The organism is Chromobacterium indicum (assembly GCF_039708975.1).
Taxonomy (GTDB): domain Bacteria; phylum Pseudomonadota; class Gammaproteobacteria; order Burkholderiales; family Chromobacteriaceae; genus Chromobacterium; species Chromobacterium piscinae.
This window is the reverse complement of record NZ_JAYFSJ010000005.1, coordinates 220,471-247,207: the sequence shown is the minus strand read 5'-3', so window position 1 is coordinate 247,207 and position 26,737 is coordinate 220,471. Positions and strand designations below refer to the sequence as shown.

General features: G+C 64.1%; 23 protein-coding genes. 14 read left to right on the top strand and 9 right to left on the bottom strand.

Annotated elements, in window-relative coordinates; genetic code table 11:
* The first annotated feature begins 11 nt into the window (after positions 1 to 11).
* From VA599_RS09200 to VA599_RS09180, 5 genes are all read left to right on the top strand, one after another.
* Positions 12 to 1,313: a hypothetical protein gene (locus VA599_RS09200; RefSeq protein WP_346788345.1), complete on the top strand. Its 1,302-nt coding sequence runs from the start codon at positions 12 to 14 to the stop codon at positions 1,311 to 1,313.
* A gap of 91 nt (positions 1,314 to 1,404) precedes the next feature.
* Positions 1,405 to 1,578, top strand: a complete 174-nt coding sequence (locus VA599_RS09195; protein ID WP_021478861.1) for a hypothetical protein — start codon at positions 1,405 to 1,407, stop codon at positions 1,576 to 1,578.
* A gap of 188 nt (positions 1,579 to 1,766) precedes the next feature.
* Entirely contained in the window at positions 1,767 to 3,149 is a 1,383-nt protein-coding gene (locus VA599_RS09190; RefSeq protein ID WP_346788343.1) for a radical SAM/SPASM domain-containing protein, read from the top strand.
* 447 nt (positions 3,150 to 3,596) lie between these two features.
* The gene (locus tag VA599_RS09185; RefSeq protein WP_021478859.1) at positions 3,597 to 3,755 is read left to right on the top strand and encodes a hypothetical protein; all 159 of its coding nucleotides are present in this window, start codon (positions 3,597 to 3,599) and stop codon (positions 3,753 to 3,755) included.
* Between the two features lie 65 nt (positions 3,756 to 3,820).
* Positions 3,821 to 5,194, top strand: a complete 1,374-nt coding sequence (locus VA599_RS09180) for a hypothetical protein (protein ID WP_152526991.1) — start codon at positions 3,821 to 3,823, stop codon at positions 5,192 to 5,194.
* Between the two features lie 93 nt (positions 5,195 to 5,287).
* Here the strand turns inward: VA599_RS09180 and VA599_RS09175 are convergent, their stop codons facing one another.
* From VA599_RS09175 to parC, 3 genes are read right to left on the bottom strand one after another with little or no spacing between them, the layout of a single operon-like run.
* Positions 5,288 to 6,604, bottom strand: coding sequence for a sigma-54-dependent transcriptional regulator (locus tag VA599_RS09175; protein ID WP_346788342.1), 1,317 nt, complete (start codon positions 6,602 to 6,604; stop codon positions 5,288 to 5,290).
* Positions 6,597 to 8,153 (bottom strand): two-component system sensor histidine kinase NtrB, encoded by a 1,557-nt coding sequence (locus tag VA599_RS09170; RefSeq protein WP_346788379.1) that lies wholly within the window; start codon positions 8,151 to 8,153, stop codon positions 6,597 to 6,599. Before VA599_RS09170 ends, VA599_RS09175 begins: the two co-directional genes overlap by 8 nt.
* The gene (gene parC / locus VA599_RS09165) at positions 8,153 to 10,504 is read right to left on the bottom strand and encodes a DNA topoisomerase IV subunit A (protein ID WP_346788341.1); all 2,352 of its coding nucleotides are present in this window, start codon (positions 10,502 to 10,504) and stop codon (positions 8,153 to 8,155) included. Before parC ends, VA599_RS09170 begins: the two co-directional genes overlap by 1 nt.
* Before the next feature lie 97 nt (positions 10,505 to 10,601).
* On the opposite strand from parC, the gene VA599_RS09160 reads away from it, so the two are divergent.
* On the top strand, positions 10,602 to 11,060 hold the full coding sequence (locus tag VA599_RS09160; protein ID WP_021478853.1) for a GNAT family N-acetyltransferase: 459 nt from the start codon (positions 10,602 to 10,604) through the stop codon (positions 11,058 to 11,060).
* A gap of 71 nt (positions 11,061 to 11,131) precedes the next feature.
* Here the strand turns inward: VA599_RS09160 and VA599_RS09155 are convergent, their stop codons facing one another.
* Positions 11,132 to 13,690, bottom strand: a complete 2,559-nt coding sequence (locus tag VA599_RS09155; protein ID WP_346788340.1) for a TonB-dependent receptor — start codon at positions 13,688 to 13,690, stop codon at positions 11,132 to 11,134.
* Positions 13,691 to 14,094: 404 nt separating this feature from the next.
* On the opposite strand from VA599_RS09155, the gene hemA reads away from it, so the two are divergent.
* Both hemA and prfA read left to right on the top strand, forming a co-directional pair.
* Complete coding sequence (gene hemA / locus VA599_RS09150; RefSeq protein WP_021478851.1) at positions 14,095 to 15,348, top strand: glutamyl-tRNA reductase; 1,254 nt, start codon at positions 14,095 to 14,097, stop codon at positions 15,346 to 15,348.
* Entirely contained in the window at positions 15,348 to 16,424 is a 1,077-nt protein-coding gene (gene prfA / locus VA599_RS09145) for a peptide chain release factor 1 (protein WP_346788338.1), read from the top strand. The genes hemA and prfA overlap by 1 nt, the downstream gene beginning before the upstream one ends.
* 149 nt (positions 16,425 to 16,573) lie before the next feature.
* Here prfA and VA599_RS09140 read toward each other — a convergent pair whose 3' ends face one another.
* The 4 genes from VA599_RS09140 to VA599_RS09125 all read right to left on the bottom strand — a co-directional run bounded on the left by VA599_RS09140 (position 16,574) and on the right by VA599_RS09125 (position 18,407).
* Positions 16,574 to 17,167, bottom strand: coding sequence for a c-type cytochrome (locus VA599_RS09140; protein ID WP_346788337.1), 594 nt, complete (start codon positions 17,165 to 17,167; stop codon positions 16,574 to 16,576).
* A gap of 77 nt (positions 17,168 to 17,244) precedes the next feature.
* On the bottom strand, positions 17,245 to 17,652 hold the full coding sequence (locus VA599_RS09135; RefSeq protein ID WP_021478848.1) for a YeeE/YedE family protein: 408 nt from the start codon (positions 17,650 to 17,652) through the stop codon (positions 17,245 to 17,247).
* Between the two features lie 9 nt (positions 17,653 to 17,661).
* A complete protein-coding gene (locus VA599_RS09130) occupies positions 17,662 to 18,087 on the bottom strand; it encodes a YeeE/YedE family protein (protein WP_346788336.1) in 426 nt (141 codons plus the stop codon).
* A gap of 2 nt (positions 18,088 to 18,089) precedes the next feature.
* Positions 18,090 to 18,407: an ArsR/SmtB family transcription factor gene (locus tag VA599_RS09125; RefSeq protein WP_104945887.1), complete on the bottom strand. Its 318-nt coding sequence runs from the start codon at positions 18,405 to 18,407 to the stop codon at positions 18,090 to 18,092.
* 110 nt (positions 18,408 to 18,517) lie between these two features.
* On the opposite strand from VA599_RS09125, the gene VA599_RS09120 reads away from it, so the two are divergent.
* The 5 genes from VA599_RS09120 (at position 18,518) to VA599_RS09100 (ending at position 22,943) form a co-directional block, all read left to right on the top strand.
* Positions 18,518 to 18,874, top strand: a complete 357-nt coding sequence (locus VA599_RS09120; RefSeq protein ID WP_011133640.1) for a carboxymuconolactone decarboxylase family protein — start codon at positions 18,518 to 18,520, stop codon at positions 18,872 to 18,874.
* 85 nt (positions 18,875 to 18,959) lie between these two features.
* Positions 18,960 to 20,870: a B12-binding domain-containing radical SAM protein gene (locus tag VA599_RS09115; RefSeq protein WP_346788335.1), complete on the top strand. Its 1,911-nt coding sequence runs from the start codon at positions 18,960 to 18,962 to the stop codon at positions 20,868 to 20,870.
* Positions 20,871 to 20,937: 67 nt separating this feature from the next.
* On the top strand, positions 20,938 to 21,588 hold the full coding sequence (locus VA599_RS09110) for an MBL fold metallo-hydrolase (protein WP_346788334.1): 651 nt from the start codon (positions 20,938 to 20,940) through the stop codon (positions 21,586 to 21,588).
* The gene (locus VA599_RS09105) at positions 21,588 to 21,905 is read left to right on the top strand and encodes an MGMT family protein (RefSeq protein WP_346788333.1); all 318 of its coding nucleotides are present in this window, start codon (positions 21,588 to 21,590) and stop codon (positions 21,903 to 21,905) included. Before VA599_RS09110 ends, VA599_RS09105 begins: the two co-directional genes overlap by 1 nt.
* Positions 21,906 to 22,151: 246 nt before the next feature.
* Complete coding sequence (locus tag VA599_RS09100) at positions 22,152 to 22,943, top strand: nucleoside-specific channel-forming Tsx family protein (protein ID WP_346788332.1); 792 nt, start codon at positions 22,152 to 22,154, stop codon at positions 22,941 to 22,943.
* Between the two features lie 86 nt (positions 22,944 to 23,029).
* Here the strand turns inward: VA599_RS09100 and VA599_RS09095 are convergent, their stop codons facing one another.
* Positions 23,030 to 24,625, bottom strand: coding sequence for a GGDEF domain-containing protein (locus VA599_RS09095; protein ID WP_021478841.1), 1,596 nt, complete (start codon positions 24,623 to 24,625; stop codon positions 23,030 to 23,032).
* A gap of 117 nt (positions 24,626 to 24,742) precedes the next feature.
* Here VA599_RS09095 and VA599_RS09090 point away from each other — a divergent pair, with 117 nt between their 5' ends.
* On the top strand, positions 24,743 to 26,617 hold the full coding sequence (locus tag VA599_RS09090) for a ribonuclease catalytic domain-containing protein (protein ID WP_021478840.1): 1,875 nt from the start codon (positions 24,743 to 24,745) through the stop codon (positions 26,615 to 26,617).
* The last annotated feature ends 120 nt before the right edge of the window (positions 26,618 to 26,737 follow it).

Genomic DNA, 26,737 nt, shown 5'->3' with positions numbered 1-26,737 from the left:
GGGAGCCAAGCATGTATCACCCCCGCGAGAATGAAACGATAGACGACAGCCTCACTCCGGACCGCTTGCGGCAACAATTCGATGCCGACTGGTGGACCGGCTTCCTTGCCCGCACCGAACAGATGAGCCGGCCCTGCGTCTTCACCGACGCGCTGGACGCGCGGCAGGCGCGCATCATGCGCCGCCAGGTGCTGGACATCCTGGCCGAGGTCGGCCAGGTGCACCAGGCGAAATACGGCTACCGCCTGTGGCTGGACGGCCGGCAGGTGGACGATATTGACGAACACTTCTCCCTGCATCCGCAGCCCCATGAAGACATCGAGGACTGGGTGCGCCGCGCCTTCGGCGAGCGCAAGTTCGGCATCATCCTGAACCGGGGCGAAAAGTTCAGCCCCGGCCTGTCCCAGGCGATCGCGCACATCCTGGAGCCGGCGCTGAAAATGATAGGCATGCCGACCGAAGGCATTCTGTTCACGGTATTCCTCGGCAACTACGACATGACGCCGCTGGGCATACACAAGGACTCGCCCGGCAAGAGCGTGATCCATTTCCACCTCGGCCCCGGTCCCAAAACCATGTACACCTGGGGCGACGACGACTATGTCACCGCGCCCGGCGAGAAGCGCCTCAACAATATGAACATCGCGCCGCACCTGCCCAGCGCAGTCCGCCACACCTTCGGCGAGGGCCAGCTCTACTTCATGCCGGAGAACATGTTCCATCTGGGCATGCAGGACCAGCTGTCCATCGGCATCGCCTGCTGGTTCTACAACCGCTCCGATCACGACTTCGCCTGCGAACTGCTGCACCGCGTCCGGGAAGCCCATCTGCGGCCATCCGGGATCATGCTGAAGGCCGACCGGCGGCCGATAGACGATATCGGCGCCGTCGAATCCGCGCTGTCGCTGCTGGCGCTGCCGAGCGACGGCGATCTGCGCGCGCTGATGCGCGATGTCTATCGCGACCTGCGCTACTCGCTGTTCAGCAATGGCGGCTACCGCAACAGCCCGGTGCCGCGCGAGGACAAACCCACGATGCATGCCGACAGCCGCATCGCCATCGAACCGCCGTACCGGATGCTGTGCCGCCCGGCGCCCGAAGCCGGCCGGCTGGAGCTCTATGTCCGCGGCACCAAGATCTCACTCGGCAACTTCCCGGGGCTGGAGGGCATCGTCGACAGGTTGAACGGCGGCGGCAAACTCGCCGTCGCAGACATCGTCGCGATGGTCGACGACCCGCTGGCCGAAAAGAAAGTCCACTACCTGCTCGGCCTGCTGCACCGTTATCGCGGCATCGCCGTCACGCCGGGCTGATCGCGGGCCGATGCCGGAACATCCTTTGCCATGCGACCGATCCGGGCTTGATGTCGCAAAACTAGCAGCCTGAGCCACTTAGGAGACGCATATGAAGAATCAGAGCTTGCAAACCATGCTGGACGAGCTGGGCGAAGAATCGTCGTCGACCATGCACGAAATCGCCGACCAGGACCTAGAATTCGTTTCCGGCGGCGAAATGGAAGAGGATCCGACGCAATGCGACTCGGGTTATGTCAGGTGTGACAAGGGCTTCTCCGGCTAAGGCAGGCCCAGCCGGCTGACCGCGGCAGGCAGGATTCGGCGCGCCGCGCGAAGCGGGAAAATACGCGATGCGCCCTTCAGCCCGCCGCTCCGAAACGACAAAGGCGGCCCGCCCCAGGCCATGGCAGTGGCCGGGCCGCCTGCGTCGCCCGCATGGCCTTGCCGTTCCGATGACCTGGGAGAGCCAGCATGCATGGCGAATACGTTCTGTCCCGATACCTGATCGCCTCGGACATCGTCAGTCCGGCCCACCATTCCGATCCTTCCCGCCTGCTGTTCGCCAGCCGGACCGGCAAGTCGCTGCTGGTCAAGGAAAGGATCTATCGCAACCTGCTCGCCGGCGAGTTCGACCGCATCGATCAGGCGACGCTGCAGCAATTGCGGGCCGACGAGGTGCTGGTCCCGCCCACCAGCGACGAATTCCTGGACCTGCTGGAAAAGAACCAGCGCGGCATACGCGAAACCCATACCCTCAGCCTGACATTGCAGCCTACCGCCAATTGCCAGCTGGGCTGCGGGTACTGCGGCCAGCAGCACGTCAAGAAGAACCTGGATGACGACACCTCCGCCCGCATCGTCGCCCGCATCATGGACACGCTGCGGCGCAAGTCCTACACCAGGCTGGCGATCAACTGGTATGGCGGCGAGCCCATTCTGGCGCTGAAGCAGATAGAGGACATCAGCGGCCAGCTGATTGAACAATGCGGGCCGGCCGGCGTCCATTTCTTCGCCTCCATGGTCACCAACGGGCTCAGCTTCAAACCCGACGTGTATCTGCGCCTGCAGCGACAACGCGTCAACAGCTTCCAGATCACGCTGGACGGCATCGGCCACACCCACGACCTGATGCGGCCGGTCAAGGCCGGCGGCGGCAGTTTCGACATCATCCTGCAAAATCTGGTCGACGTGACCGGCATGCCCGAATTCAGCGCCAATCGCAGCGGCGTCACGATCCGCATCAATATCAACCGCCACAACCAGGACAAGGTTGCCGATCTGATAGACCTGCTGGCCGGTCGGGGACTGGCGGCGCGCAATGTGGGGCTGGATTTTCGCCCGGTGGTGGATTGGGGCGGCAACCAGGCCGACCGCGACAGCCTGGCGGCGGCGGACTTCGCCGCTCGGGAAATAGACTGGACGGCGCATGCGATCCGGCGGGGTTTTGAATTCGACCGCATCCTGCCGGCCCGCTCCATCGCGCCCTGCATGGTGGTGATGCCCGACGCCGAGGTCTACGACGCCTACGGCAATATCTACCCCTGCTACGAGTTTCCGTATACGCCCAAATACGATGCGCCCAAATACAAGATCGGCCACATCCGCAATATCGACCAAGTCCGCAACGACAAAGCGGTCACCAGAGAGTGGTACACCGATATCCGGACCGGCCTGTCGCCCTGTCCCCGCTGCCCGCTGTTTCCCGTCTGCGGCGGCGGCTGCGCCAAGCTGTGGTACAACGGCGAAACCGGCTGCCCGTCATTCAAGCTGAACCTGCCGGAACGACTGGTGCTGGACTACTGGATGCGCCGACGCAAGCGCAGCGCGCAAGCGGAGCCGGCCACTGCCGGCTAGCCTCCAGCGCCATGCCGCCCCTTCACCCCATGCGCGCCGGCAAGCCGACTGCGGAAGCGGATCGTCGCGTGGCATCGCCGCACGGTCTTATTCCGCATGCCCATAGCCTCCTCCAGCAGAGTGGAGGCTCGGCCAGCTGCTTGTTGTGATGTTGAGACACCCCGCCGCAACAAGCCCATCGTCATATTCGTGCGCATTGACAAAGTCGATCGCAACTTGCAAAAGTAATGACAATGACATCATGAAAACATAATCCTCGAATTAATCAGACTCCGTCACATTCATTGACATGATTCTGGCATCCCTGCCTTTTAGCTAAAGCGGCCTTCTATTTTGACAGGCTGGCAGCGCGATTCAAAATTTGCCCAGGCGCGATTCGCCTGGGTAGATGTGGCAGTAACGGAAAAGTTGTCCGTCATAACAACTTACATCACTAGAGGAAAAACCATGTCGAATCAAAAGCAAGTTGCCGACTTCACCAAAGAAGAAGACATCAAGGACTTTCTGGGTATCCAGGTCCTGACTCCCGCGGAAGAAATCTCTGTTTCCGGCGGCCGCCTTAACCAGGTGGAACAGCAAGAGCAACAACAACAGCAACAAGACTAATGCCGCAAAGTGAGGAATCGCCTGGGCAACCCAGCTGATTCCAACACTTGAAAGCAAGCTGCGATATGAAGTTCCATATCGCGCTTGCTTTCGACCAGCCTGTCCCTCACCGCAGTATCGAACCACGCGCCTCTGGAAAGACTACAGTGACTGAATCCGAGAAAAAAACTCACAATACAGAATTCAGCAACACCTGGTGGGATAAATTCATTACTCAAACTGACAGCCTCAACCAACCGGCTGTAATAAAAAACGCCATCAGCCAGGACAGGGTGGAATCATACAAACAGAGCGTGATGGGCATACTTTCCCAGCTTGGAAAACTAAAAACCACCCAGTTCGGGTATCGGGTTTACGTTGAAGGCCGGCAATTGGATTTCGAAGAGATGGAGGATTTCTTCGAACGTGCTCCCCACGATGCGGAAACATTGGAACAGTGGACGGATCGCGTTTTTGGCGGCAAGAAATTCGGCATCATTCTTAACTCCGGCGAAAAATTCGATCTGAAATTGACAAGCGAGATAGCCATTTGCTTGTCCCCATTTTTTGAGAAAATAGGGTATCCGCGCGGCGGAGCCCAGTTCACCATCTTCGTCGGCAACTACGACAAGACCCCGCTTGGCATACATCAGGATAAAAGAGGTGAGAGCGTCATGCACTTCCATCTTGGTCCCGCCGGCAAGACCATGTATGTCTGGGACCCCAAACAGTATCGCGACCTTCTGGCGACGCATGGCTTGACCAAGAAAAATTTCAATGAGCTGCGGCCGTACGCGAAAGAGTATCAATTTGAAAGCGGCGACATCTATTACATGCCGGAAGGCACTTACCATATCGGCCAGCAGGATGACCTATCCATCGGCATCACTATCTGGCGCTACAACCATACCGATGACCATCTGGCAAAACATCTGCATCAGCGCATCATCAAGCAGATTCCCGTTGAAGCCACCGACGATTTTCAATACGACACCACCCCGCTCGACGACACCAGCGGGATTGACCACATCGTCGAAAAATACCAGGTTGCCGATGAGTACAAGCAGCTGAGCTACAGCGAGCTGCTCAGGAAAACCTATCAGGACTGGCGTTACTGCGTGCATAGCAACGCCGGCTACAGGAACGCGCCCTTCCCGCGGGAAGACCGCGTCAATCTTGCGCTGCAGGACTGGATTCAGATTGAAAAACCGTACAATATCCTGCTGCGCGAATCCATCGCCACCGAGAAGATGTATATCTATGTCCGAGGCCACAAAATCGAATTCAGGTACTTCTCCTGCCTGATTCCATTCATCGCGAAGATCAATGACGGCGAGATCCTTCGCGTGGACGCCTTGCTGAATTTGCTGGACGCGAGTTGGAGTCCCAATATCGGGATCTATATCCTGAGCGAGCTGCACCGTTGCCACGGCATCAGGATCGTCGACGCGGCGGCGTAGGTTGCTCCGCCCGGCGCGCCGGAAGGGCGACTCGGCATTCGCCCCCGGCCCGATAGCCGCATCCGATGCGGCGGGCTGCGGCGCAACCGCAGCCTACTTCACCCCCAGCCGCTCCATCCGGTAGCGCAATGAGCGGAAGGTGACGCCCAGTTTTTTCGCGGCCTGGGTACGGTTGTAGCGGGTGCCTTCCAGCGCCTTGACGATGGCTTCTCGCTCGACTCGATCCAGATAATCCTGCAGCGGCTCGCCGCTGCCAGGCTCCGGGCTGTGGTCGGCGCAGGGCGTCAGTTGCAGGTCATCGCGCGACAGCGAAGGGCCCGCTGCCAATGCCACCGCCCGTTCCAGAATGTTTTCCAGCTCGCGGAAGTTGCCGGGATAGGCATAGTCCTGCAAAGCCCGCCGCGCGTCGGCGGACAGCTGCGGCGCCGACGCGCCGCCGAAACGCTGCAGCAGCCGCTCGGCGAACAAGGGGATATCGTCGCGCAGCTCGCGCAGCGGCGGCATCTTCAGCGGCAGCACATTGAGGCGATAGTACAAGTCCTGGCGGAACTGCCCGGCCTCCACCCTCGCCGCTAGGTCGCGGTGGGTGGCGCAGATGATGCGGACATCCGCCGCCTCCTCCTGGCTGGCGCCCAGCTTGCGCACCGTCTTTTCCTGAATCGCGCGCAGCAGCTTCACCTGCATCGCCAGCGGCAGCTCCGCCACCTCGTCCAAGAACAGCGTGCCGCCTTGGGCCTGCTGGAAGAAGCCGTCGCGGTCGGCGTCGGCGCCGGTGAACGCGCCTTTGCGACAGCCGAAGAATTCGCTCTCCATCAAGGTTTCCGGAATCGCGCCGCAGTTGACGGCGACGAAGGGCTTGTCCGCGCGCGGGCCCAGCTCGTGGATCAGCCGCGCCGCCTGTTCCTTGCCGGTGCCGGACTCGCCGCCGATATACACCGCCGCCTGGCTGCGCGACAACTTGTCCGCCAGCCGCAGCGCCTCCTGGATCGCCGGCGACTCGCCGAGCAGCCTTTGCTGCGCTACCGCCTTGGCGACCGGCGTTTCCACCTTCAACGCGGTCTTCACCAGACTGCGCAGCTGCGCTAGGCTGACCGGCTTCTGCAAATAGTCGAACGCGCCGGCCTTCATCGCCCGCACCGCGTTGTCGGCGCTGCCGTAAGCGGTGATCACGGCGATGGGCACGTCCAGTCCAGCCTCGCCGATGTGGTTGACCACGTCCAGGCCCTCGCCGTCAGGCAGGCGCATATCGGTCAGCGCCAGATCGAAGCCGCCGGCGTCCAGCGCGGCGCGCGCTTCGGCCACGCTGCCGGCGCATGCCGGCGCGAGGCCCATTTTCAGCAAGGTCAGCTCCAGCAGCTCCCGGATGTCCGGTTCGTCGTCGACGATCAATACGCGCAGTGTCTTAGTCATGGGCCAGTTGACAGATCAGCCGGAAAACGCCGCCGGGCGGGCTGTAGTCCAGCCGCGCGCCGTTGGCTTCGGCCAGCTCGCGGGCGATGTACAGCCCCAGGCCGCTGCCGGCGCTTTCCGTGGTGAAAAAGGGTTCGAACAGCCGCGCCTGGTCGGCTTCGGCCACGCCGGAGCCGTCGTCGATCACGCGCAGGATCAGGTGGTTTTCGGCGATGCCGGCCTGCAGCCGCACCGAGCCGGGCCGGCGGCTGCCGTGGCGCCAGGCGTTGGCCAGCAGATTGCCCAGTATCTGGGCCAGATGGCCGCGATCGAAGCTCAGCCGGCAATCGTCGGCCAGCTCGCAGCGCACGGCGCCGGCGGCGTCGGGCTGCGACATCGAAAAATGCTCAAGCTGCTGGGCGACGAAGGGGGCGAGTTCTATCGGTTCGCGGCGGACGCGATCGCGCCGGCCCAGCGTCAGCACATCCTCCACCATGCCGTTGATGCGGCGGGCGTTGTCCTGAACGATGCGCAGCAGGCGCTGCCGCGCCGGGTCGGTCTCATCCTCGGCCAGCAGGTCGCCGGCATGGCTGATGGCGGACAGCGGATTGCGGATCTCATGCGCGATGTTGGCGGTGAGGCGGCCCAGCGCCGCCAGCTTCACCCGCTTGGCTTCCTCGGCCATGTCGGCCATGTCGCGCATGAACAACACCACGCCGCGCATCTGGCCTTCGGGCACCGGCACCGGCACCAGCCGCCCCACCAGCTGTCGGCCGCGCGCGCTGTGCTCGACGAAGGTGGACAGAGCCGGCGAGCCGTCGTCGCGCCAGCGGCTTACCAGCGGCAGCAGCTCGGGCAACAGCTGGCCGCGCTGCAGCCGGTTGAAATAGCGCTCGGCCTGCAGGTTGAACTGGCGCAGGTGGCCATCCTCGTCCAGCACCACCACCGCGTCGCGCTGGCTTTGCAGGATCAGTTCGTTCAGGTGGTGGAGGTTGGCGATTTCGCCGCCGCGCTGCGCCGCCAGCGCCTCCGACGCCCGCGCCATCCTGCCCAGCCGCCAGGTGGCGATGGCGGTGACGAAGCAGGCGGAAGCCAGCAGCGCGCTGTAGGACAGGTCAAACTGGCGGGCCAAGCCCAGCCAGTGCTCAAAACCGGAATAGCTGAACAGCGCCAGCGTGGCGATGGCGGCGTAGAACAGCGCGTAGCGGCCAGTGGACAACAGGCCGGCGGCGGCGAGGTAGGGCAGCAGCAGCAGGCCGAAGCCGCCGTGGATGCCGTCGTTCATCGCCATCAGCCATACCATCATCGCGATGTCGGCGGCGATGGCCAGCGTCAGCTGCAGCGTATGGCCCAGCTTGCCTTCGCGCAACAGATACCAGACGCCGATCAGCAACAGGTAGATGCCGGACCAGGCATAGAACTGCCGGCCGCCCTCGATCAGCGACTGGCCGTCGCTGCCGGGCAGCAGCGACAGCGTGAATAGCACCAGCAGCAGCAACGCGCGGAAGCCGTTGACGAACAACAAGGCGGCGCGGGGACTGAGCGTTTGCGGCTGGGCTGTCCTGAACATCACATCGGCAGCTCCCGAATCCTGCTCACCCGCCACTTCTTCGGCATCAGCTTGCCTTTCTTGGCGCGCTTGCCGACGAACTCCTCCAACGCCAGCTTCTCTTCAGCCTCCTTGCCGCGCACCGAGGTGGTGGACAGCAGCGCCTTGTCGCCGGCCACCAGGCCGATCGCGGTCAAGGCCGCGCCATCGTCCAGCGCCATCAGCATCAGGCCGCGGCCCTTGGCCAGCTCCTTCAGCTCGGCTGCCGGGAAAGCCAGCAGGCGGTCGCTGTCGCTGGCGGCCACCAGTTGCAGCTGCTCCAGCGGCGCGGCAGGCAGTTTCACCGGCGCCAGCACCATCTCGCCGGCGTCCAGCGCGATGAAGGCCTTGCCGGCCTTCACCCGTCCGGCCATGTCGCCGATCTTGGCGATGAAGCCGTAGCCGCCGCTGCCGGCCACCACGAATCGATCCTCGTCGCGGCCGGAGATCAGCTGCGCCGGCTTGGCGCCGTCCTGCAGGTCCACCAGGGACGCCACCGGCACGCCGTCGCCGCGGCCGGTCGGCACCGTGGCCGGATCGATGGTATAGGCGCGGCCATTGTGGTCGAGCACGATGGCGTTCCACACCGTGCGCGTCTCCACCACCGCGGCCAGCGCGTCGCCATCCTTGAAGCTCAGCGTTTCCAGATCGACATTGTGGCCGACGCGGGCGCGGATCCAGCCCTTTTGCGACAGGATCAGCGTCACCGGCTCGTCGGCGGTGGTCTGGGTCAGCACCGCGCGCTCGGCGGCCTTGATCTCGCTGCGGCGCTTGTCGCCGTACTTGGCGGCGTCGGCCTGGATCTCGTCGCGGATCAGGCGGGTGAGCGCGTCCGGGGTGTCCAGAATGTGGCGCAGGCCCTCACGCTCCTCGCGCAGATCGGACAGCTCCTTTTCCAGCTTGAAGCCTTCCAGCCGCGCCAGCTGGCGCAGGCGGATTTCCAGGATGTCCTCGGCCTGGATTTCGGTCAGGCCGAAGGCCTTGATCAGGTCAGGCTTGGGCTCGTCCGACTCGCGGATCACCCGGATCACTTCATCAATATGGATGAAGGCGACCATCCGGCCTTCCAGGATGTGGATGCGCTTGTCCACCTGGGCCAAGCGGTGCGCCAGCCGGCGGGTGACCGTGGTGCGGCGGAAGTCTATCCACTCGGTGAGAATCGGCTTCAGGCCCTTCTGTCCCGGGCGGCCGTCCAAGCCTATCATCACCAGGTTCAGCGAGGCGTTGCCTTCCAGGCTGGTCTGCGCCAGCAGGATGTTCATGAACTCGTCCGGGTCCTGGCGGCTGGACTTGGGCTCGAACACCAGCCGCACCGGGCTTTCGCTGTCGGACTCGTCGCGGACGCGGTCCAGCAGGTCCAGCATCAGCTTCTTCAGGTTTTGCTGATCCTGCGACAGCTGCTTCTTGCCGGCCTTCAGCTTGGGATTGGTCGCTTCCTCGATCTCCGCCAGCACCTTCTGCGCCGACGAGCCGGGCGGCAATTCGGTGACGATGGCGCGCCACTGGCCGCGCGCCAGCTTGTCGATTTCCCACTTGGCGCGCACCCGCACGCTGCCCCTGCCGGTTTCGTAGGCGGCCAGGATGTCGGCGGCCGGGGTGATGATCTGGCCGCCGCCGGGGAAGTCCGGGCCGGGCACGTATCGCATCAACGCCGCGGTATCGAGCGTCGGATCGTCCAGCAACGCCACGCAGGCGGCGGCCACCTCGGTCAGATTGTGCGGCGGGATTTCCGTCGCCATGCCGACGGCGATGCCGGAGGCGCCGTTGAGCAGCACCATCGGCAGCCGGGCCGGCAGCAGCGAGGGCTCTTCGAAGGCGCCGTCGTAATTGGGGACGAAATCCACCGTGCCCATGTCGATCTCTGACAGCAGCAGTTCGGCGATCGGCGTCAGCCGCGCCTCGGTGTAACGCATCGCCGCCGCGCCGTCGCCGTCGCGGGAGCCGAAGTTGCCCTGGCCGTCGATCAGCGGATAACGCAGCGTGAAGTCCTGCGCCATCCGCACCAGCGCCTCGTAGGCCGAGCTGTCGCCGTGCGGGTGGTATTTACCCAGGATTTCGCCCACCACGCGGGCCGACTTCACCGGCTTGGCGCCGTGAACCAGGCCCATGTCGCGCATCGCGTACAGGATGCGGCGCTGCACCGGCTTCTGGCCGTCGGCCACCTCCGGCAGCGCGCGGCCCTTGACCACGCTCATCGCGTATTCCAGATAGGCGCGCTCGGCGTAGAGGTCGAGCGGAATCCAGTCGCCGCCGACGGCATCCGGCGCGGCGGGCGGCGGCGGCAGGTTATCGCCGGCAGCGTCCGGCTGGGCGAAGAGATCGTGGTCGTTCATATTCTTGATGTTGGTGTCTTGATCTGGATAAGGGCACATGGCCGCGCCGGATGGCATAACATCGGGGCGACCGTTACCGGAATGAGGGGATTCTACTATGGCAAACAAGATAGCGTGGCACTGCCACGGTTTCGACGGCTTCACGCCTCTCGCGCTGTACCAGGCGCTGCAACTGCGAGACCAGGTATTCGTGGTGGAGCAGCAGTCGATCTACGGCGACGTGGACGGCGTGGACACCCGCTGCCTGCACCTGTCCGGCCGCGACGACGCCGGCCGGCTGCTCGCCTACGCGCGCTTGATCGCCCCGGGCGAGAAATACCCGGACGCGGCGGCCATCGGCCGGGTGGTGGTGGCGCCGGAAGCGCGTGGCCGGGGTCTGGGCAAAACGCTGATGGAGCAGGCTGTAGCACAGTGCCAGGCCCACTTCCCGGACGCGCCCGTCATGCTGTCGGCCCAGGTGGACGCCAGCGCGCTGTACGCGTCATTCGGTTTCCAGCCGGTGTCGGAGCCATACGACGACGGCGGGATTCTGCATGTGGACATGCGGCGGGAGTAAGCGCCGCCAGCCATAAAAAACGGACAACCCTCAGGTTGTCCGTTTCGTCTTTCAGCGAAAGAGAAGCAAGCTTACATCTTGTACGCGCCCTTCAGGAAGAAGCTGCGGCCCGTCGGATCGGCCAGACGCGGGTCATAGTTCATCTGGGTCGAGCGGGTCTGTTGATTGGAAAATGGCGGCTCCTGATCGAACAGATTCTTGACGCCCGCAGTCAGCGTGAACTGTTTGCTCCAGGCATACGAAGCCGACAAATTCCAAGTGGAGTAAGGCTTAACCAGATGATTCTCCTTCTTCGGATTTTCATCTGTATAACCAGACTTGTAGTTTTGCGACAGGATAGCGCTCCAAGGACCGTACAGCCAGTTCAAAGTCAGATTGTGCTGCCAGCGGAAAGTTGGGCTGCCATCCTTGAAGGTGCCCAGATTGCTGTAATAAGCGCCGTTCTTCTCGTACTGGTATTCATATTTGGCCAGATAAGTGCCATCGAGACCTGCAGTGAATACGCCAAACGACGTCTTCGGCAGGGTCCAACTCAAGCGCAAATCGACGCCAGACGCACTCAGATTTCCCTGATTCGAATAGTCATCGATCAGATAGGACAAATTGCCATTCGTGTCGCGCACATAACGGTCCGCATATAGAGACGGATTGTTGATGATCAGCGACTCGTCCAGAATGCTGATCTGATCTTTGATCATCGTCCACCACAAGTCGGCGCTTGCGGTGAAGTCCTTGGTCGGTTCGATCACCATGCCGAACGACAACGACGAAGATTTTTCCGGCTGCAGGTTCTTGTTGCCGGCTATGCGCTTGTTTCGCTGCATTTCGGTACAAGCATCGCCGTTGGTGCCCGGCAAAGGCACGCCGTTGACGCAGGCCCCCGGGTCCTTGAAGGACTTGCCGGTGAGCTGAAGCTGATTCGGACGATAGATGTTGTACAAAGACGGGGCGCGGAAGCCGGTGCTCGCCGAGCCACGGAACATTACCTTGGGATCTGGCTGGAATTTGAAGGCCACCTTGGGGTTCAGCGAGCTCTCGGTGTCGCTGTAGTGGTCATAACGCGCAGCCAATTGCACATCCAGGGTTTTCAATACCGGGATGTCGGCTTCGCCGTAAAGGGCATAGGCGGAGCGACTGCCCGCGGAGTCTTCCGTTTTATCCTGGCCGGTGCTGAGCGCATCGCGGGTCACGGCCTTGTTATACACGGTGCTCAGGCTCTCGCGGCGGACCTCGGCTCCAAGCGCCACGCCGAGCTTGCCGGCCGGCAGATCGAACAGCTCCTTGCTGATCTTGGCGTCGGCCATGTCTATGGTCGACTTGGCCTCCTTGATTTGCCCCGTCATACTGACCGAACGCCAAGCTGCTAGGTTATTGCCGCTAAGGTCAAACGGATCAAGCGTGCCGCTGTCGATCGCCGATTGCATTTTGCTCTTGCTGATATAGCCGGAGTTCAGATTCTCTTTGATCAAGTTTTCAGAACGTCCGATGCCCGCACGGTAATCCCAGCCAGCGATCAAACCCTCTAGGTTCAGCATCAGCCGCTGCGTCACCGAGTTGGCCTCGGTCTCGCGATTACCCAACGGCACCGCGCGGACATACAGTGGATCGCGGAGGCTCGGGTTGGTCAGATTGGCGCGGGTAACATCGCCCGCCGTCGGCAGGGGCGCATTTTGCGCGGTGGTGATGGTTTCGGTCCGAGTGTATTGCAACGATAGCTCATGATCATCGCCAACCCGCTTAGTCGCCTTGAAAACACCTGAAACTTGCTCGACCTCAGGCACGATGCTTGGGTAAAGCGAGAAGTATTCGCGGCATCGGCCATTGATGAACTGGGAATACGGCGGACGACAGTTGGGAGCAGACGGCTGGACATATTGCTTCTGCACCTGATCGTAATAGCTGCCCGGCCAGGCATTCACGCTCGGCACGATATCGGTCTGCGGCGTGACTGTGCTGGCAAAACCACGCTGGCTCGCCATGATCATGTCGTGTTTCAGGTAATCGACAGCGCCATAGACATTGAATCCATCCTTGGCCAAATCGCCGATGCCATAGGACGCGTTGACGCGTTTCTCAGCTCCGCCGCCGTGCTGGGTATCGGTGAAGCTACCGCCTATGCTGAAGCCCTTCATGCTCTTCTTGGTGATGAAGTTCATCACGCCGCCGATGGCGTCGGTACCATAGATCGCGGACGCACCGTCCAGCAGCACTTCCACTCGATCGATCACCGACAACGGGATGGCGTTCAGGTCGGCCGAAGTGCCGTCAATGGCCTGGTTGGCCATGCGGCGGCCATCCAGCAACACCAGCGTGTACTGGTTACCCAGACCGCGTAGGCTTGCGAAAGATCCGCCACCGGTGGATGCTCCCACCGCATACGAGGAGCCTTGCGTGGATTGATTGGCTGCGATGCTGTTGACCACTTGCTCAACCGTGGTCAGGCCTTGCTTGGCAAGGTCTTCCGTTTTGAGGATGGTGACCGGCAGCGCTTTTTCCTGCTTGATGCTGCGCTTGATGTTGGAGCCGGTGATCGTCACCCGTTCCAGTTGGTTGTCGTCCGCGGCGTGCGCGAAGCCGCTGCCCAGCAGGCCGATCGCGGCGATCGCCTGGGCAAGAGTCTTGACTCTCATCTCGTTTCCCTTTGTTCATCACGGTGTCTGCGCTGCGTGGGCGCAAATCTATGCCGTCGTTGTCACATGGTTGCAACACTGCGGCAGGGAATGAAAATGGCATCAAAACATGTCAACGGCAAATTGTTTGCCTTTCCGTCTCTCGCCAGAAAGAGCGGAGATGCCGCATCCTATTTGTTAATCCATTGATGAAAAGTGTGTTTTTCCATTAACGCCGCTCGATATTCAGTGCGAAGACTGTGTCAACAAAACAACAACTTGTCATGATCCCCATTCCCCACCCAATCATTCCGGTCAGGCGGCCTCATCGGATCATCCAAACCCATGCCCGCGTCACGCCTCGCGGGACGGCATCGGCGACTTAGGCTAAAATGTCCTGTTTTCGTCCCGCGGCGTTTCCGCCCATGCATCTGCTTGCCTTCGGACTCAACCATCACACCGCACCGCTGTCGATACGGGAAAAGCTGGCTTTCCCGGCCGAAACCCTGCCGCGCGCGCTGGAAAGTCTGCTGGCTTCGCAAGCGGCGCGGGAAGCGGCCATCGTCTCCACCTGCAACCGCACCGAGATCTACTGCAGCAGCCCGGACCCGCACGCCGCGCTGGACTGGCTTTGCCAGTTCCACGGCCTGAACCGGACCGAGCTGGAGCCGTATCTGTACCGGCTGGAAGCATCCCAAGCCGCGCGCCACGCCTTCCGTGTCGCGTCGGGGCTGGACTCGATGGTGCTGGGCGAGACGCAGATCCTGGGCCAGTTGAAGGACGCGGTGCGCAGCGCCGAACACGCCGGCACGCTGGGCACGCTGCTGAACGGATTGTTCCAGCGCACCTTCGCGGTGGCCAAGGAAGTGCGGTCCAACACCGCGGTCGGCTCCAGCTCGGTGTCGATGTCGGCGGCGGCGGTGAAGCTGGCGGAGCAGATCTTTCCGTCCATCGCCGAACTGAACGTGCTGTTCGTCGGCGCCGGCGAGATGATCGAGCTGGTGGCCACCCACTTCGCCGCCCGCAACCCGTCCTGTATCACCGTGGCCAACCGCACGCTGGAGCGCGGGCAACGGCTGGCCGAGCAGTTCGGCGGCAATGCCGTCACGCTGGCCGAGCTGCCGGAAACGCTGGCGCGCTACGACGTGGTGGTGACCTCCACCGCCAGCCAGCTGCCCATCATCGGCAAGGGCATGGTGGAGCGGGCGATCAAGGCGCGCCGCCATCGGCCGATGTTCATGCTGGATCTCGCCGTGCCGCGCGACGTCGAACTGGAGGTAGGCAAGCTGGACGACGTGTTCCTGTACAGCGTCGACGACATCGCCGGCATCGTAGAAGTAGGCAAGGAGGCGCGGCAGAGCGCCGCCGAAGAGGCCGAAACCATCATCCAGACGCGGGTGGCGGAGTTCACCGACTGGCTGAAGAAACGAGAAACCGTGCCCCTGATCCGCGCCTTGCGCGACGAGGCCGACCGCGCCCGTCGCCACGCGCTGGAAGGCGCGATGAAGCAACTGGCGCGCGGCGACGCGCCGGAAAAAGTGCTGGAGGCCCTGTCCGTCCAGCTGACCAACAAACTGATGCACCCGCCGACCCAGGCCCTGTCCTCGGGCAGCGGCGCGGAGCATGACGCGCAGGTGCAGACCATCGCGCGGCTTTACCGTTTACACCCGGAGTCGTAATGAAAGCGTCTATCGCGGCCAGGCTCGCCCAGCTGGCCGACCGTCTGGAAGAGGTGACCCACCTGCTTGCCAGCGAAACGGCCACCCAGGACATGGAGGCCTTCCGCAAACTTACCCGCGAACACGCCGAGCTGACGCCGGTGGTGGAAACCTTCGCCGCCTACCGGCAGTGCGAGGGCGACATCGCCGCCGCCGAGGACATGCTGGCCGATCCGGAAATGAAGGAATTCGCCCAGGCGGAAATCGCCGAGGGCAAGGACAGGCTGGAAGCGCTGGACATCGAGCTGCAGAAACTGCTGCTGCCCAAGGATCCCAACGACGACAAGAACATATTCCTCGAAATCCGCGCCGGCACCGGCGGCGACGAGGCGGCGCTGTTCGCGGCCGACCTGCTGCGCATGTACACCCGCTACGCCGAGCGCAACCGCTGGCAGGTGGAGATCGTCTCCGCCAGCGAGTCCGACCTGGGCGGCTACAAGGAAGCCATCGTCCGCCTGGTCGGCCAGGGCGCGTACTCGCGGCTGAAGTTCGAATCCGGCGGCCACCGCGTGCAGCGCGTGCCGGCCACCGAAACCCAGGGCCGCATCCACACCAGCGCCTGCACGGTGGCGGTGATGGCCGAGGCCGACGAGATCGCCGAGGTGGTGCTGAACCCGGCCGACCTGCGCATCGATACGTTCAGAGCCAGCGGCGCCGGGGGCCAGCACATCAACAAGACCGACTCCGCGGTGCGCATCACCCATATTCCGACGGGGATTGTGGCAGAGTGCCAGGACGGCCGTTCGCAACACGCCAACAAGGCCAGCGCGATGCAGGTGCTGGCGGCGCGCATCTACGACATCCAGCTGCGCGAGAAGAACCAGAAGGAGGCCGCCGAGCGCAAGAGCCTGATCGGCTCCGGCGACCGTTCCGAGCGCATCCGCACCTACAACTACCCGCAAGGCCGCATCACCGACCATCGCATCAACCTGACGCTGTACAAACTGGATCAGGTGATGGACGGCGACCTGGTCGAACTGACCAGCGCGCTGATTGCCGAACAGCAGGCGGAGCTGCTGGCCGCGCTGGGCGACTGAAACGATTGCCGCGCGCCATCGTCGACGTTAGAATCATTGCCTGAAAAAGACGGGCCGCTCGCGGCCCGTGTCCATCCGGACTGCCGTGCCGGACGGACTTTTTTCTCCGAAACTTGAGGCCACCTTGCGTGGCCTTTTCTTTTGTCCGGCTACAGCGTGGCCAGATAGGCCAGCAGCGCCTTGATGTCGTCGGCGCTCATCGTCTTCAGGATTTCCTGCATCTCCATCGCCGAATCCGGCTGCGGCGCGTCCGACACCCGCATGCGCCGGGCCAGGTAGGCCGCATGCTGGCCCGCCAGCCGGGGCGCGGCGCTGCCGCCCTCGCCACGGTCGCCGTGACAGGAAAAGCACGGCGGCGTGCCCACCGCCAGATTGCCCTCCGCATACAGCTTGCGTCCGGCGGCCAGCAAGGCCGGATCGCCGCCGGCGGGCCGCGCCGGAGCCGGCGGCTGCGCGGCGAAATAAGCGGCGAGCGCCTTGATGTCGCCATCGCCCTTCATGGCAGCCAACGCCGCGCTGTGCGCGCCGCCGTCGGCGCGCTGATGCAGACGGAACGCCTGCCATTGCTGCTCGATATAGCCAGCCTGCTGGCCGGCCAGCCGCGGCGCAGGTCCCGGGCCGTTGCCATCCGCGCCGTGACAACTGTCGCACAATTGCCGGGCCAGCTGCGCCGGCTCGGCCCGCGCCAACGCGCCCGCCAGCACCCCCATTCCCATCAGCGCGATGCCTATCCAGAACTTCATGGCCATCTCCATCCAAATGACATGGAAAGGAATATAGATCGCCGCGCCCGTCGCTGCCCATGCCTTTGCGGCAGCATTCACCTCGCGCTGGCGCGATGGACCCACATTCCGGCCAGCATCGCCGCCAGGAACAACAGGCCGGACGGCAAGCCGCTGCCCGCCAACACCAGCGCCGGCCCCGGGCAGACGCCGGCCAGCCCCCAGCCCGAGCCGAAGACCAGGCTGCCCAGCAGCAGGCGACGATCCACGCTCCGCGTGGCCGGCAATTGCATTTCATCGCCCAGCAGCGCGCGGCTGCGCCGCTTCGCCACGGCGAACGCCGGCAGCGCCACAACGACGGCGCCTGCCATCACCAGCGCCAGCGATGGGTCCCAGCTCCCGGCGATATCCAGGAACCCCAACACCTTGGCCGGGTTGGCCATGCCGGCAACGATCAAGCCGACGCCGAACACCAGCCCGGCCAAAAAAGCGCTGACAAGCTTCATCTTGTCCTCCTATCCGATCCAGTGCCGCATCAGCCACACCGCGGCGAAGCCTGCGGCCATGAAGGCCAGCGTCGCCGCCAGCGAACGCGGCGACAGCCGCGCCAAGCCGCACACGCCATGGCCGCTGGTGCAGCCCAAACCCAGCCGGCTGCCGTAGCCGACCAGCAGGCCGGCGGCGATCAACAGCCACCATCGGTCGTCCAGCTGGATGTCCGGCGGCGCGGCGAACAGCCGGTACAACCACGGCGACAACACCAGGCCGGCGACAAAGGCCAGTCGCCAGCCCTTGTCGCCGCCCGGCGCCAGCAGATTGCCGACGATGCCGCTGATGCCGGCCACGCGGCCGTTCAGCAAAATCAGCCAGGCGGCGGCAAGGCCGATCAGCGCGCCGCCGGCCAGGGCGCTCTCCGGCGTGAAGTGGCTCCAATCCATCATCGTCATGCCTCCCCGGGACAGAAACGTTGATACAGCGTGGCCAGCACCGCCAGCGCGTCGGCGTCGGCCACCGAATAATGGATGCGCTTGCCGTCGCGGCGGGTGGCCACCAGGCCCTCCTTGCGCAGCACGCCCAGTTGCTGCGACAAGGTCGGCTGGCGAATGCCCACCGTCTCCTCCAGCTCGCTCACCGACCGCTCCCCCTGGCTGAGCTGGCACAGCAGCAGCAGGCGGTCTTCATTGGCCAGCGCGCGCAGCAGGCCGCAAGCCTGGCCGGCGGCGGCGCGCATGTCGGCGAGATTGGGAGAAGCTTGATTCATGACGGACTCTCTTGCGTAACGGCTTGACTTCACTATATCAATTGATATTATATAAATCAATATATCGATATGCGGTTCGCCGCCCATCTTCACAACAGGGAGTCCTGAGCATGAGCAATGAAGTCAACTACCCGGAACTGACCCACGCCATTTCCAAGCACCTGGCCACGCTGCGCGCCGACGTGCCCGAAGTGATGCAGGGCTTCAACGACATGGCCCGCGCCGCCACCCGCGACGGCGCGCTGGACAAGAAGACCAAGGAGCTGATCGCGCTGGCGCTGGGCGTGGCCGCGCGCTGCGACGGCTGCCTGGGCTTCCACGCCCAGGCATTGGTCAAGCTGGGCGCCAGCAAGACGGAAGTGGAAGAGGCGCTGGCGATGGCCGTCTACATGGGCGGCGGCCCGTCATTGATGTATTCCGCCCACGCTTTGGCCGCCTTCGAGCAGTTCAGCGCCAAGACCGCCTAGTCTCGCATCGTCCGCTGTGGGACAATCGCACGCAGCCGGGCCTACGCCCGGCTATGCTTTTTGAACCACCCGCCGGATTTTTCGCATGTCTGCCAGCTCCCTGCGCGTGCTGTCGCTCATCCCGCCGATGACGCAGCTGAACACGCCCTACCCATCCACCGCCTACCTCACCGGCTTCCTGCGCTCGCGCGGCGTGGCGGCGTTCCAGGAAGACCTGGCGCTGGCGCTGGTGCTGCGGCTGTTCTCCCGCCAAGGCCTGGCCACGCTGCGCGAACACGTGCACCGCATCCCGATGCGCCAGCGCAGCGATTGCATGATGCAGTTCGACATCTCCTACGATCGCTACGCCGCGACCGTGGACGCGACGATAGGCTTCCTGCAGGGCCGCGACGCCACGCTGTCCTACCGCATCGCCGGCCGCAACTACCTGCCGGAAGGCCCGCGCTTCGCCTCGCTGGACGTGTACGTGGACCCGGACGATCCGGACGGCGGCGATCCGCTGGCCTGGGCCTTCGGCGCGCTGGGCACCCAAGACCGCGCCCGCCACCTGGCCACGCTGTACCTGAACGACATCGCCGACGTGCTGCGCGAGGCGGTGGACCCGCGCTTCGAATTCGTCCGCTACGCCGAATCGCTGGCCCTGTCGCAACCCAGCTTCGAGCCGCTCGCCCGCGCGCTGGCGGCGGCGCCGAACTGGGTGGACGACACGCTGGACGCGCTGACCCGCGAGGCGATCGACCGGCACCAGCCGCAACTGGTGCTGATCTCGGTGCCTTTCCCCGGCGCGGTGTACGCGGCCTTCCGCATCGCCCAAACCATCAAGCGCCACTGGCCGGACATCAAGGTCTGCCTCGGCGGCGGCTACGCCAACACCGAGCTGCGCGAGCTGGCCGAGCCGCGGGTGTTCGATTACTTCGACTACGTGACGCTGGACGACGGCGAGAAACCGCTGCTGGCGCTGATGGAACACATCGAAGGCAAGCGCGGCGCGAGCCGGCTGGTGCGCACCTTCCTGCGCCAGGACGGCGCGGTGCGCTATGTGAACATGCAGGAAGCCGACGTGCCGTTCTCCGAAGTGGGCACCCCCACCTGGGACGGCCTGCCGATAGACCGCTACCTGTCGCTCTTGGACATGCTGAACCCGATGCACCGGCTGTGGAGCGACGGCCGCTGGAACAAGCTGACCATCGCCCACGGCTGTTACTGGAAAAAGTGCAGCTTCTGCGACGTGACGCTGGACTACATCTCGCGTTACGAGACCGCGTCGGCCGAGCTGCTGGTGGACCGCATCGAAGCCATCATCGCCGAAACCGGCCAGACCGGCTTCCACTTCGTCGACGAAGCCGCTCCGCCCAAGATGCTGAAGGCGCTGGCCGAGGAGCTGCTGCGGCGCAAGGTGTCCATCTCCTGGTGGGGCAATATCCGCTTCGAAAAATCGTTCACGCCGGAACTGGCCCAGCTGTTGGCGGAATCCGGCTGCATCGCCATCTCCGGCGGCCTGGAGGTGGCCTCGGACCGCTTGCTCAAGCTGATGAAGAAGGGCGTGTCGGTGGAGCAGGTGGCGCGCGTCACCCACGGCTTCGCCGAGGCCGGCGTGCTGGTGCACGCCTACCTGATGTACGGCTTTCCCACCCAGACCGAGCAGGACACAGTGGACGCGCTGGAATACGTGCGCCAGCTGTTCGACAACGGCTGCATCCAGTCCGGCTTCTTCCACCGCTTCGCCTGCACCGTGCATTCGCCGGTGGGGCAGAATCCGGAGGAATACGGCGTCAAGCTGGTGCCGCTGCCGAAAGGCGACTTCGCCAAGAACGACGTCGGCTTCATCGACCCCACCGGCACCGACCACGAGCTGATGGGAAAGGCGCTGAACAAGGCGCTGTACAACTTCATGCACGGCATCGGCCTGGATGGCGACGTGCGCGGCTGGTTCGACGCGCGGGTGCCCAAGCCCAAGGTGCCGCGCCACTTCATCGAACGCGCGCTGTACCAGTAAGCGGCGCTCCCCAAGCGCCGCCGGCCGTGACAAAATGGCGGATTGAGATTCCGCCGCGAGCAATGCCATGGCCCTGAAATACCACGTGATCCCGGTCACCCCGTTCGCCCAGAACTGCAGCGTGCTGTGGTGCGACGCCAGCCGCAAGGCCGCCATCGTCGACGCCGGCGGCGACATCGACCGCATCCAGGCCTGGGTGGACGGCCAGGGCCTGGCGGTGGAAAAGCTGCTGCTGACCCACGGCCACATCGACCACGCCGGCGGCGCCGCCAAGCTGGCGGAAAAACTGGGCGTGGAGATAGAGGGCCCGCAGCGCGCGGAAAGCTTCTGGCTGGACCAGCTGCCCACCCAGGGCCAGATGTTCGGCTTCCCGCGCAGCGAGCCGCTGACGCCGCAGCGCTGGCTGGAAGAGGGCGACGCCGTTACCGTCGGCGAGGAAACCTTGAACGTGATCCACTGCCCGGGCCACACCCCCGGCCACGTGGTATTCCACAGCCCGGCGGCCAAGGTGCTGGTGGCCGGCGACGTGCTGTTCCAGGGCTCGATCGGCCGCACCGACTTCCCGATGGGCAACCACCAGCAGCTGATAGACGCGATCCAGCAGAAGCTGTTCATCCTGCCCGACGACACCGTGGTCATCCCCGGCCACGGCCCGTTCACCACCATAGGCGCGGAGAAGCGCGGCAATCCCTACGTCGCCGATCCGCGCTACCGCTGATGCCGCCCGAATTCGCCCGCCGCGTGCTGGCGCTGCTGGCCGAAGTGCCGCCGGGCCGCGTCACCACCTATGGCGCGCTGGCCGAGATGGCCGGCTACCCGCGCCACTCGCGCCACGTCGGCCGTCTGCTGGGCAACCTGCCGGAAGGCGTCACCGCGCCGTGGTATAGGGTGCTGGGCGCCGGCGGCAGGCTGTCGCGCCCGGGCAGCCACCACGCCGACTGGCAGCGGCTGCAGCTGGAGGAGGAAGGCGTGGAATTCAATGCCAGCGGCAAGGTGGACCTGAGGATTTTCGGCTGGCCCGACCCGATGGTTTGACCTGAAACAAGCCAGAAACCGGCGCGCGCTCAGATACTTATCTCCACGTAGAGATATTTCCATGTGGCATTATGGCAACAGGATGTAACTCTGATGTCATTTTGCTACAACATCTCAACGTTTCTTTGCAGAAAAGCGACAGACAGATGACAAATTGTTTGCATACGTCCGGTTCTGCGTCTAATCTGCGCGCGCTCGCCGACGCCTTGTCGGATGCTTACTACACGAAAATAGTCTGGTGAAACAATGAATACTCGCAAGTCGCTGCTGGCCCTGTCCTTGTTGGCCGCCTCCGCACTGGCTCACGCCGGTGGTGAATACTCTTTCGCAAACGTCAGCGCCAACTGGCTGGACTGGTCGGATCGCACTACCCAACAGTCCGGCAAACAAGATTTTGGCTATCTGGAAGCCGAAGGCGGCCTGGGCGCCAAGTGGGGCGAGCTGTACGGCTTCTTCGACATCGAAAACCCGGGCAAAGGCAATGGCAACACTCAAGGCCGCGACCGTCGTTTCACCACCAAAGTAGTCGGCCGTTACAACCTGGCTGAAGTCGGCGGCGTGCCGGTACAGCTGTACGGCCACATCTACGACACCCGTGGCAACGGCCCTGCCGACCGCCACTTCTTCACCCAAAACCGCGTACTGGGCCTGGGCACCGACTTGAGCTTCGGCGCATTGAGCATCAAGCCGTTCTTCGGCGTTCACAATCAAATGGATGCCTTGATGCCTGCTGGTTCCGCATCCGGCTACAACGGCTTCATGACCGGCTACGTGATGCTGTATCCGTTCCAGGCTTTCGGCCAGAACCTGATGCTCACCCAATGGCATGAAACCGAGTTCAACCGCCAAGACAAGTTCATCGGCGCATACAAAGCCGGCGACCGTCCGCGTGTAGGCCAGAACGGCGCAGTCGCTTTGTGGTGGACCCCGACCAAGGCGGTCACCACTGGCATCCAGTACCGCTACGCCGACCAGAAGCTGGGCAGCAGCGCGTACCAGAACGCCGTGATCTACTCGATCAAGTACAACATCAAGTAATTGATGGACCTTCCCGTCCCTCCCCGGACGGGCCGGCGGCTTAGTCCGCCGCTTGCACGCCCCCGCCTCGCGGGGGTTTTGTTTTTCTAGCCGCCGTGGCATTCCACCCGGTTGCGGCCGGCCGCCTTGGCGCGGTACAGCGTTTCGTCGGCCTGCTGCACCAGGCTGGTGGCGTCTTCGGCGCTGGCCAGCGAGCTGACGCCGACGCTGAAAGTCTGGCGGAAGGTCCGCTCGCCCACCTGCTGCTCCAGCCGGCAGAAATCCTGCCGCAGCGTTTCCAGCATCCTGCACGCCTTGTCCGCCGGCGTGCCCGCCAGCACGATGGCGAACTCTTCGCCGCCGTAGCGGCCCACCAGATCGGTGCGCCGCAGCCTCTCCTTCAGGAAACGCGCCAGATTGAGCAGCACTTCGTCGCCGACCTGATGGCCGTAGTTGTCGTTCACCTGCTTGAAATAGTCGAGGTCCAGCATCGCCAGCGACAACGGCTGCCCGGCGCGGCGGGCGCGCTCGACGGCGCTGTCCAGCTGGCCGTGCAGATGGGAATGGTTGAGCAGGCCGGTCAGGCTGTCGTTGACGATGTAGGAACGCAGCTTGCGGTAGCGGCGCGCGCGGTTCACCACCGTCACCACCAGTTCCTCCGGCGCCACCGGCTTGGTCAGGAAGCCGTCTATGCCCAGCGTCAGCGCGTCCAGCTGCACCGTCTGGCGCTTTTCCACCGACAGGAAAACGATGGGAATGCCGTCCAGCAGCCGCTGCTGGCGTATCACCTTGGCCAGCTCGATGCCGTTGCACTGCGGCATGTACATGTCCATCAGGATCAGGTCCGGATTGAATTGCTGGATACGCTCCGGCACCCGCTCCGGATTGGTCTCGCTGGCGGCCTCCACGCCGTGCGCCGCCAACACGCGCGAGTACAGCCCCGCCAGCGACGCCATGTCCTCGACGATCAGCACCCGCAGCGGATCGCGCCGCTCGCCGATGTCGCCGAAGCTGAGCAGGTCCACCAGCTGGTTGACCTGCAGCGGCCAGTCGAGAAAGCCGCAGGCCCCCATCCGCACCGCCTCCAGCCGGGCCGGAAAGTCCCGCCGCGGCGAGGTGATCACCAGCGGGCAGCTGCTGCTGATCGCCGACGCCAGCTGGCGGATGGGATCGTTGTCGGTGAAGTCGGCGAACGCCACCACCGCGGCCGGCGCCTGCCGCTGCAACGCCTTGGCCAGCTTGGCCGCCTGCGACATCACCGTCACCTCGAAACCGAAGCAGGCCAGCTGGCGCTGCAGCCTGCCATCGTCCAGGCCGGCCGGCAGCCACATGTACAGCGTGGCATCCTCCGCGCCCGGCTGCAGCAAGCCGTCCAGGTTGCCCAGATTCTGCTGGCGCTCCATCAGCCCCAGCTGGCAAACCACACCCAGATGATGGCGCAGCTGGCCGTAGCGCACCCGCTCCGACGGCGCCGCCTCAGGCTGCTGCAGCCACTGCTCCAGCAGCGCGGCCAACGCGCGCGCCTCCTTGGCCAGCTCGAGCAGGCTGATGGCGCGCACCAGGTTTTCCATCCGCGTCACCAGCGACAGCAGATGCGCGGCCAGCGGCCGCTCCCAGCGCGACACCAGCATATAGCCGATGCGGTCGATTTCCCGCGCCAGATGGATGCGCTGGCCCGGATGGATGGATGCGGCCTGTTTCATCGGGCGATGGTTCCGTTTTCTGTTGGATTCGGCCAGGCGGACGACGAAGTTTGTGGCTCTGCCGCCGGAGCGAACTGCTATAATCCGCCCTTAAATTCAACGGCCTGGCAAGTTTTGATGAACGTTTTTTACGAAGAGAGCGGCAGTTTCAAAGTCGGCAGCATCGTGTCGCGCAGCGACGCCAGCCTGCAGGTGGACACCCAGCACGGCAAACGCGCCAAGATCAAGAGCGCCAACGTCTTTCTGGAGTTTAGTTCCTCGCTGGCGGATTTTCTGCCGTCGGCCGACAACCTGGCCACTGACATCGACCTGGATTTCCTGTGGGAATGCAGCCCCGACGACGAGTTCGGCTACCAGGATCTGGCCGCCGACTATTTCGGCCGCGAACCCTCCGTGATCGAGGCCGCCGCGCTGATCAGCCGGCTGCACGGCGCGCCGATGTACTTCTACAAGAAGGGCAAGGGCCGCTACAAGAAAGCGCCGCAGGACGCGCTGCAAGCCGCGCTGGCCGGCGTCGAGCGCAAGAAGCGCGAGCAGGAGCAGATCGACGGCTGGGTGGGCGAGCTGAAGGCCGGCGCGCTGCCGGAAGCCATCCGCTCGCAGCTGATGCAACTGCTGTGGAAGCCCGACAAGAACACGCTGGAGTTCAAGGCCTTCGATCAGGCCAGCCGCGAACAGAACCTGCCGCCGCTGCGCCTGGCGCACAAGGTGGGCGGCATTCCGTCGGTGCCGGACTACCTGATGGCCGGTTTCCTGATGGAGTACTTCCCCAAGGGCGCCGGCTTCGGCAAATACGCGCCGCCGGCCGAGCAGCCGGAGCTGCCGGTGGCCGCGGTGCGCGCCTTCTCCATCGACGACGCCAACACCACCGAGATCGACGACGCGCTGTCGGTGGAAGACCTGCCCAACGGCAACAAGCGCGTCGGCATCCACATCGCCGCGCCGACGCTGGGCGTGCCGCTGGATTCCGACATCGAGAAGATGGTGCTGTCGCGGCTGTCCACCGCCTACTTCCCCGGCGACAAGATCACCATGCTGCCGGACGACGTGGTGCAGGCGTTCACGCTGCAGGAAGGCCGCGACTGCCCGGCCTTCTCGCTGTACGCCGAGGTGACGCCGGAGTTCGAGCTGGTTGCCTTCGAAAACCGCATCGAGCGGGTGCCGGTGGCAGCCAACCTGCGCCACGGCGAGCTGGAACAGGTGTTCAACGAAGAGACGCTGGCCAACGACCCCGGCGTCGACTACCCGTTCAAGCGCGAACTGGTATGGCTGTGGCAGTTCGCCGAGGCGCTGGAGAAGCGCCGCGGCAAGCACGACCCCAGCCGCCCGGCGCAGCACGACTACAACATCGATGTCGTCGACGGCCAGGTGTCCATCACTATCCGCAAGCGCGGCGCGCCGATGGACAAACTGGTGTCCGAGCTGATGATCCTGGCCAACAGCGAGTGGGGCCGGATGCTGGCCGAGGCCGACATCCCGGCGATGTACCGCGCGCAAAGCATGGGCAAGGTGCGGATGACCACCCGCCCCGAGCCGCACATGGGCCTGGGCGTCGCCCAGTACGCGTGGAGCACCTCGCCGCTGCGCCGCGCCAGCGACTTCATCAACCAGCGTCAGCTGGCATCCATGATCCGCGGCGAGAAGCCGCAGTTCGCCCAGGGCGACGCGATGCTGTTCGCCATCCTGCGCGACTTCGACGCCACTTACGGCGCCTACCTGTCGTTCCAGGACAAGATGGAGCACTACTGGTGCCTGAAGTACCTGCTGCAGGAAAACATCACCGAGCCGACCGCGTCCGTGATCAAGGAAGACCTGGTGCGCATCGACGGCCTGCCGCTGCGCCTGCGCATCCCGGGCCTGCCGGAACTGGCGCGCGGCGACCGCGTGCAGCTGTCGGTGGTGAAGGTGGATCTGCTGACCCAGGACGTGGAGCTGCGCTACACCGGCCGCCTCGACCATGTCGAAGAAGCCGGCGAGGACGAGGAAAGCTGAGCGCTCTTCCCGCCTGATGGAAAGCCGCCGCGCCGCGAGGCCCGGCGGCTTTTTCGCGCTTGCCCGCCCAAGAACCTGCTTAAGGCCGGCTGGCGCGTGCCTGTTGCATCCGCGCGTCAA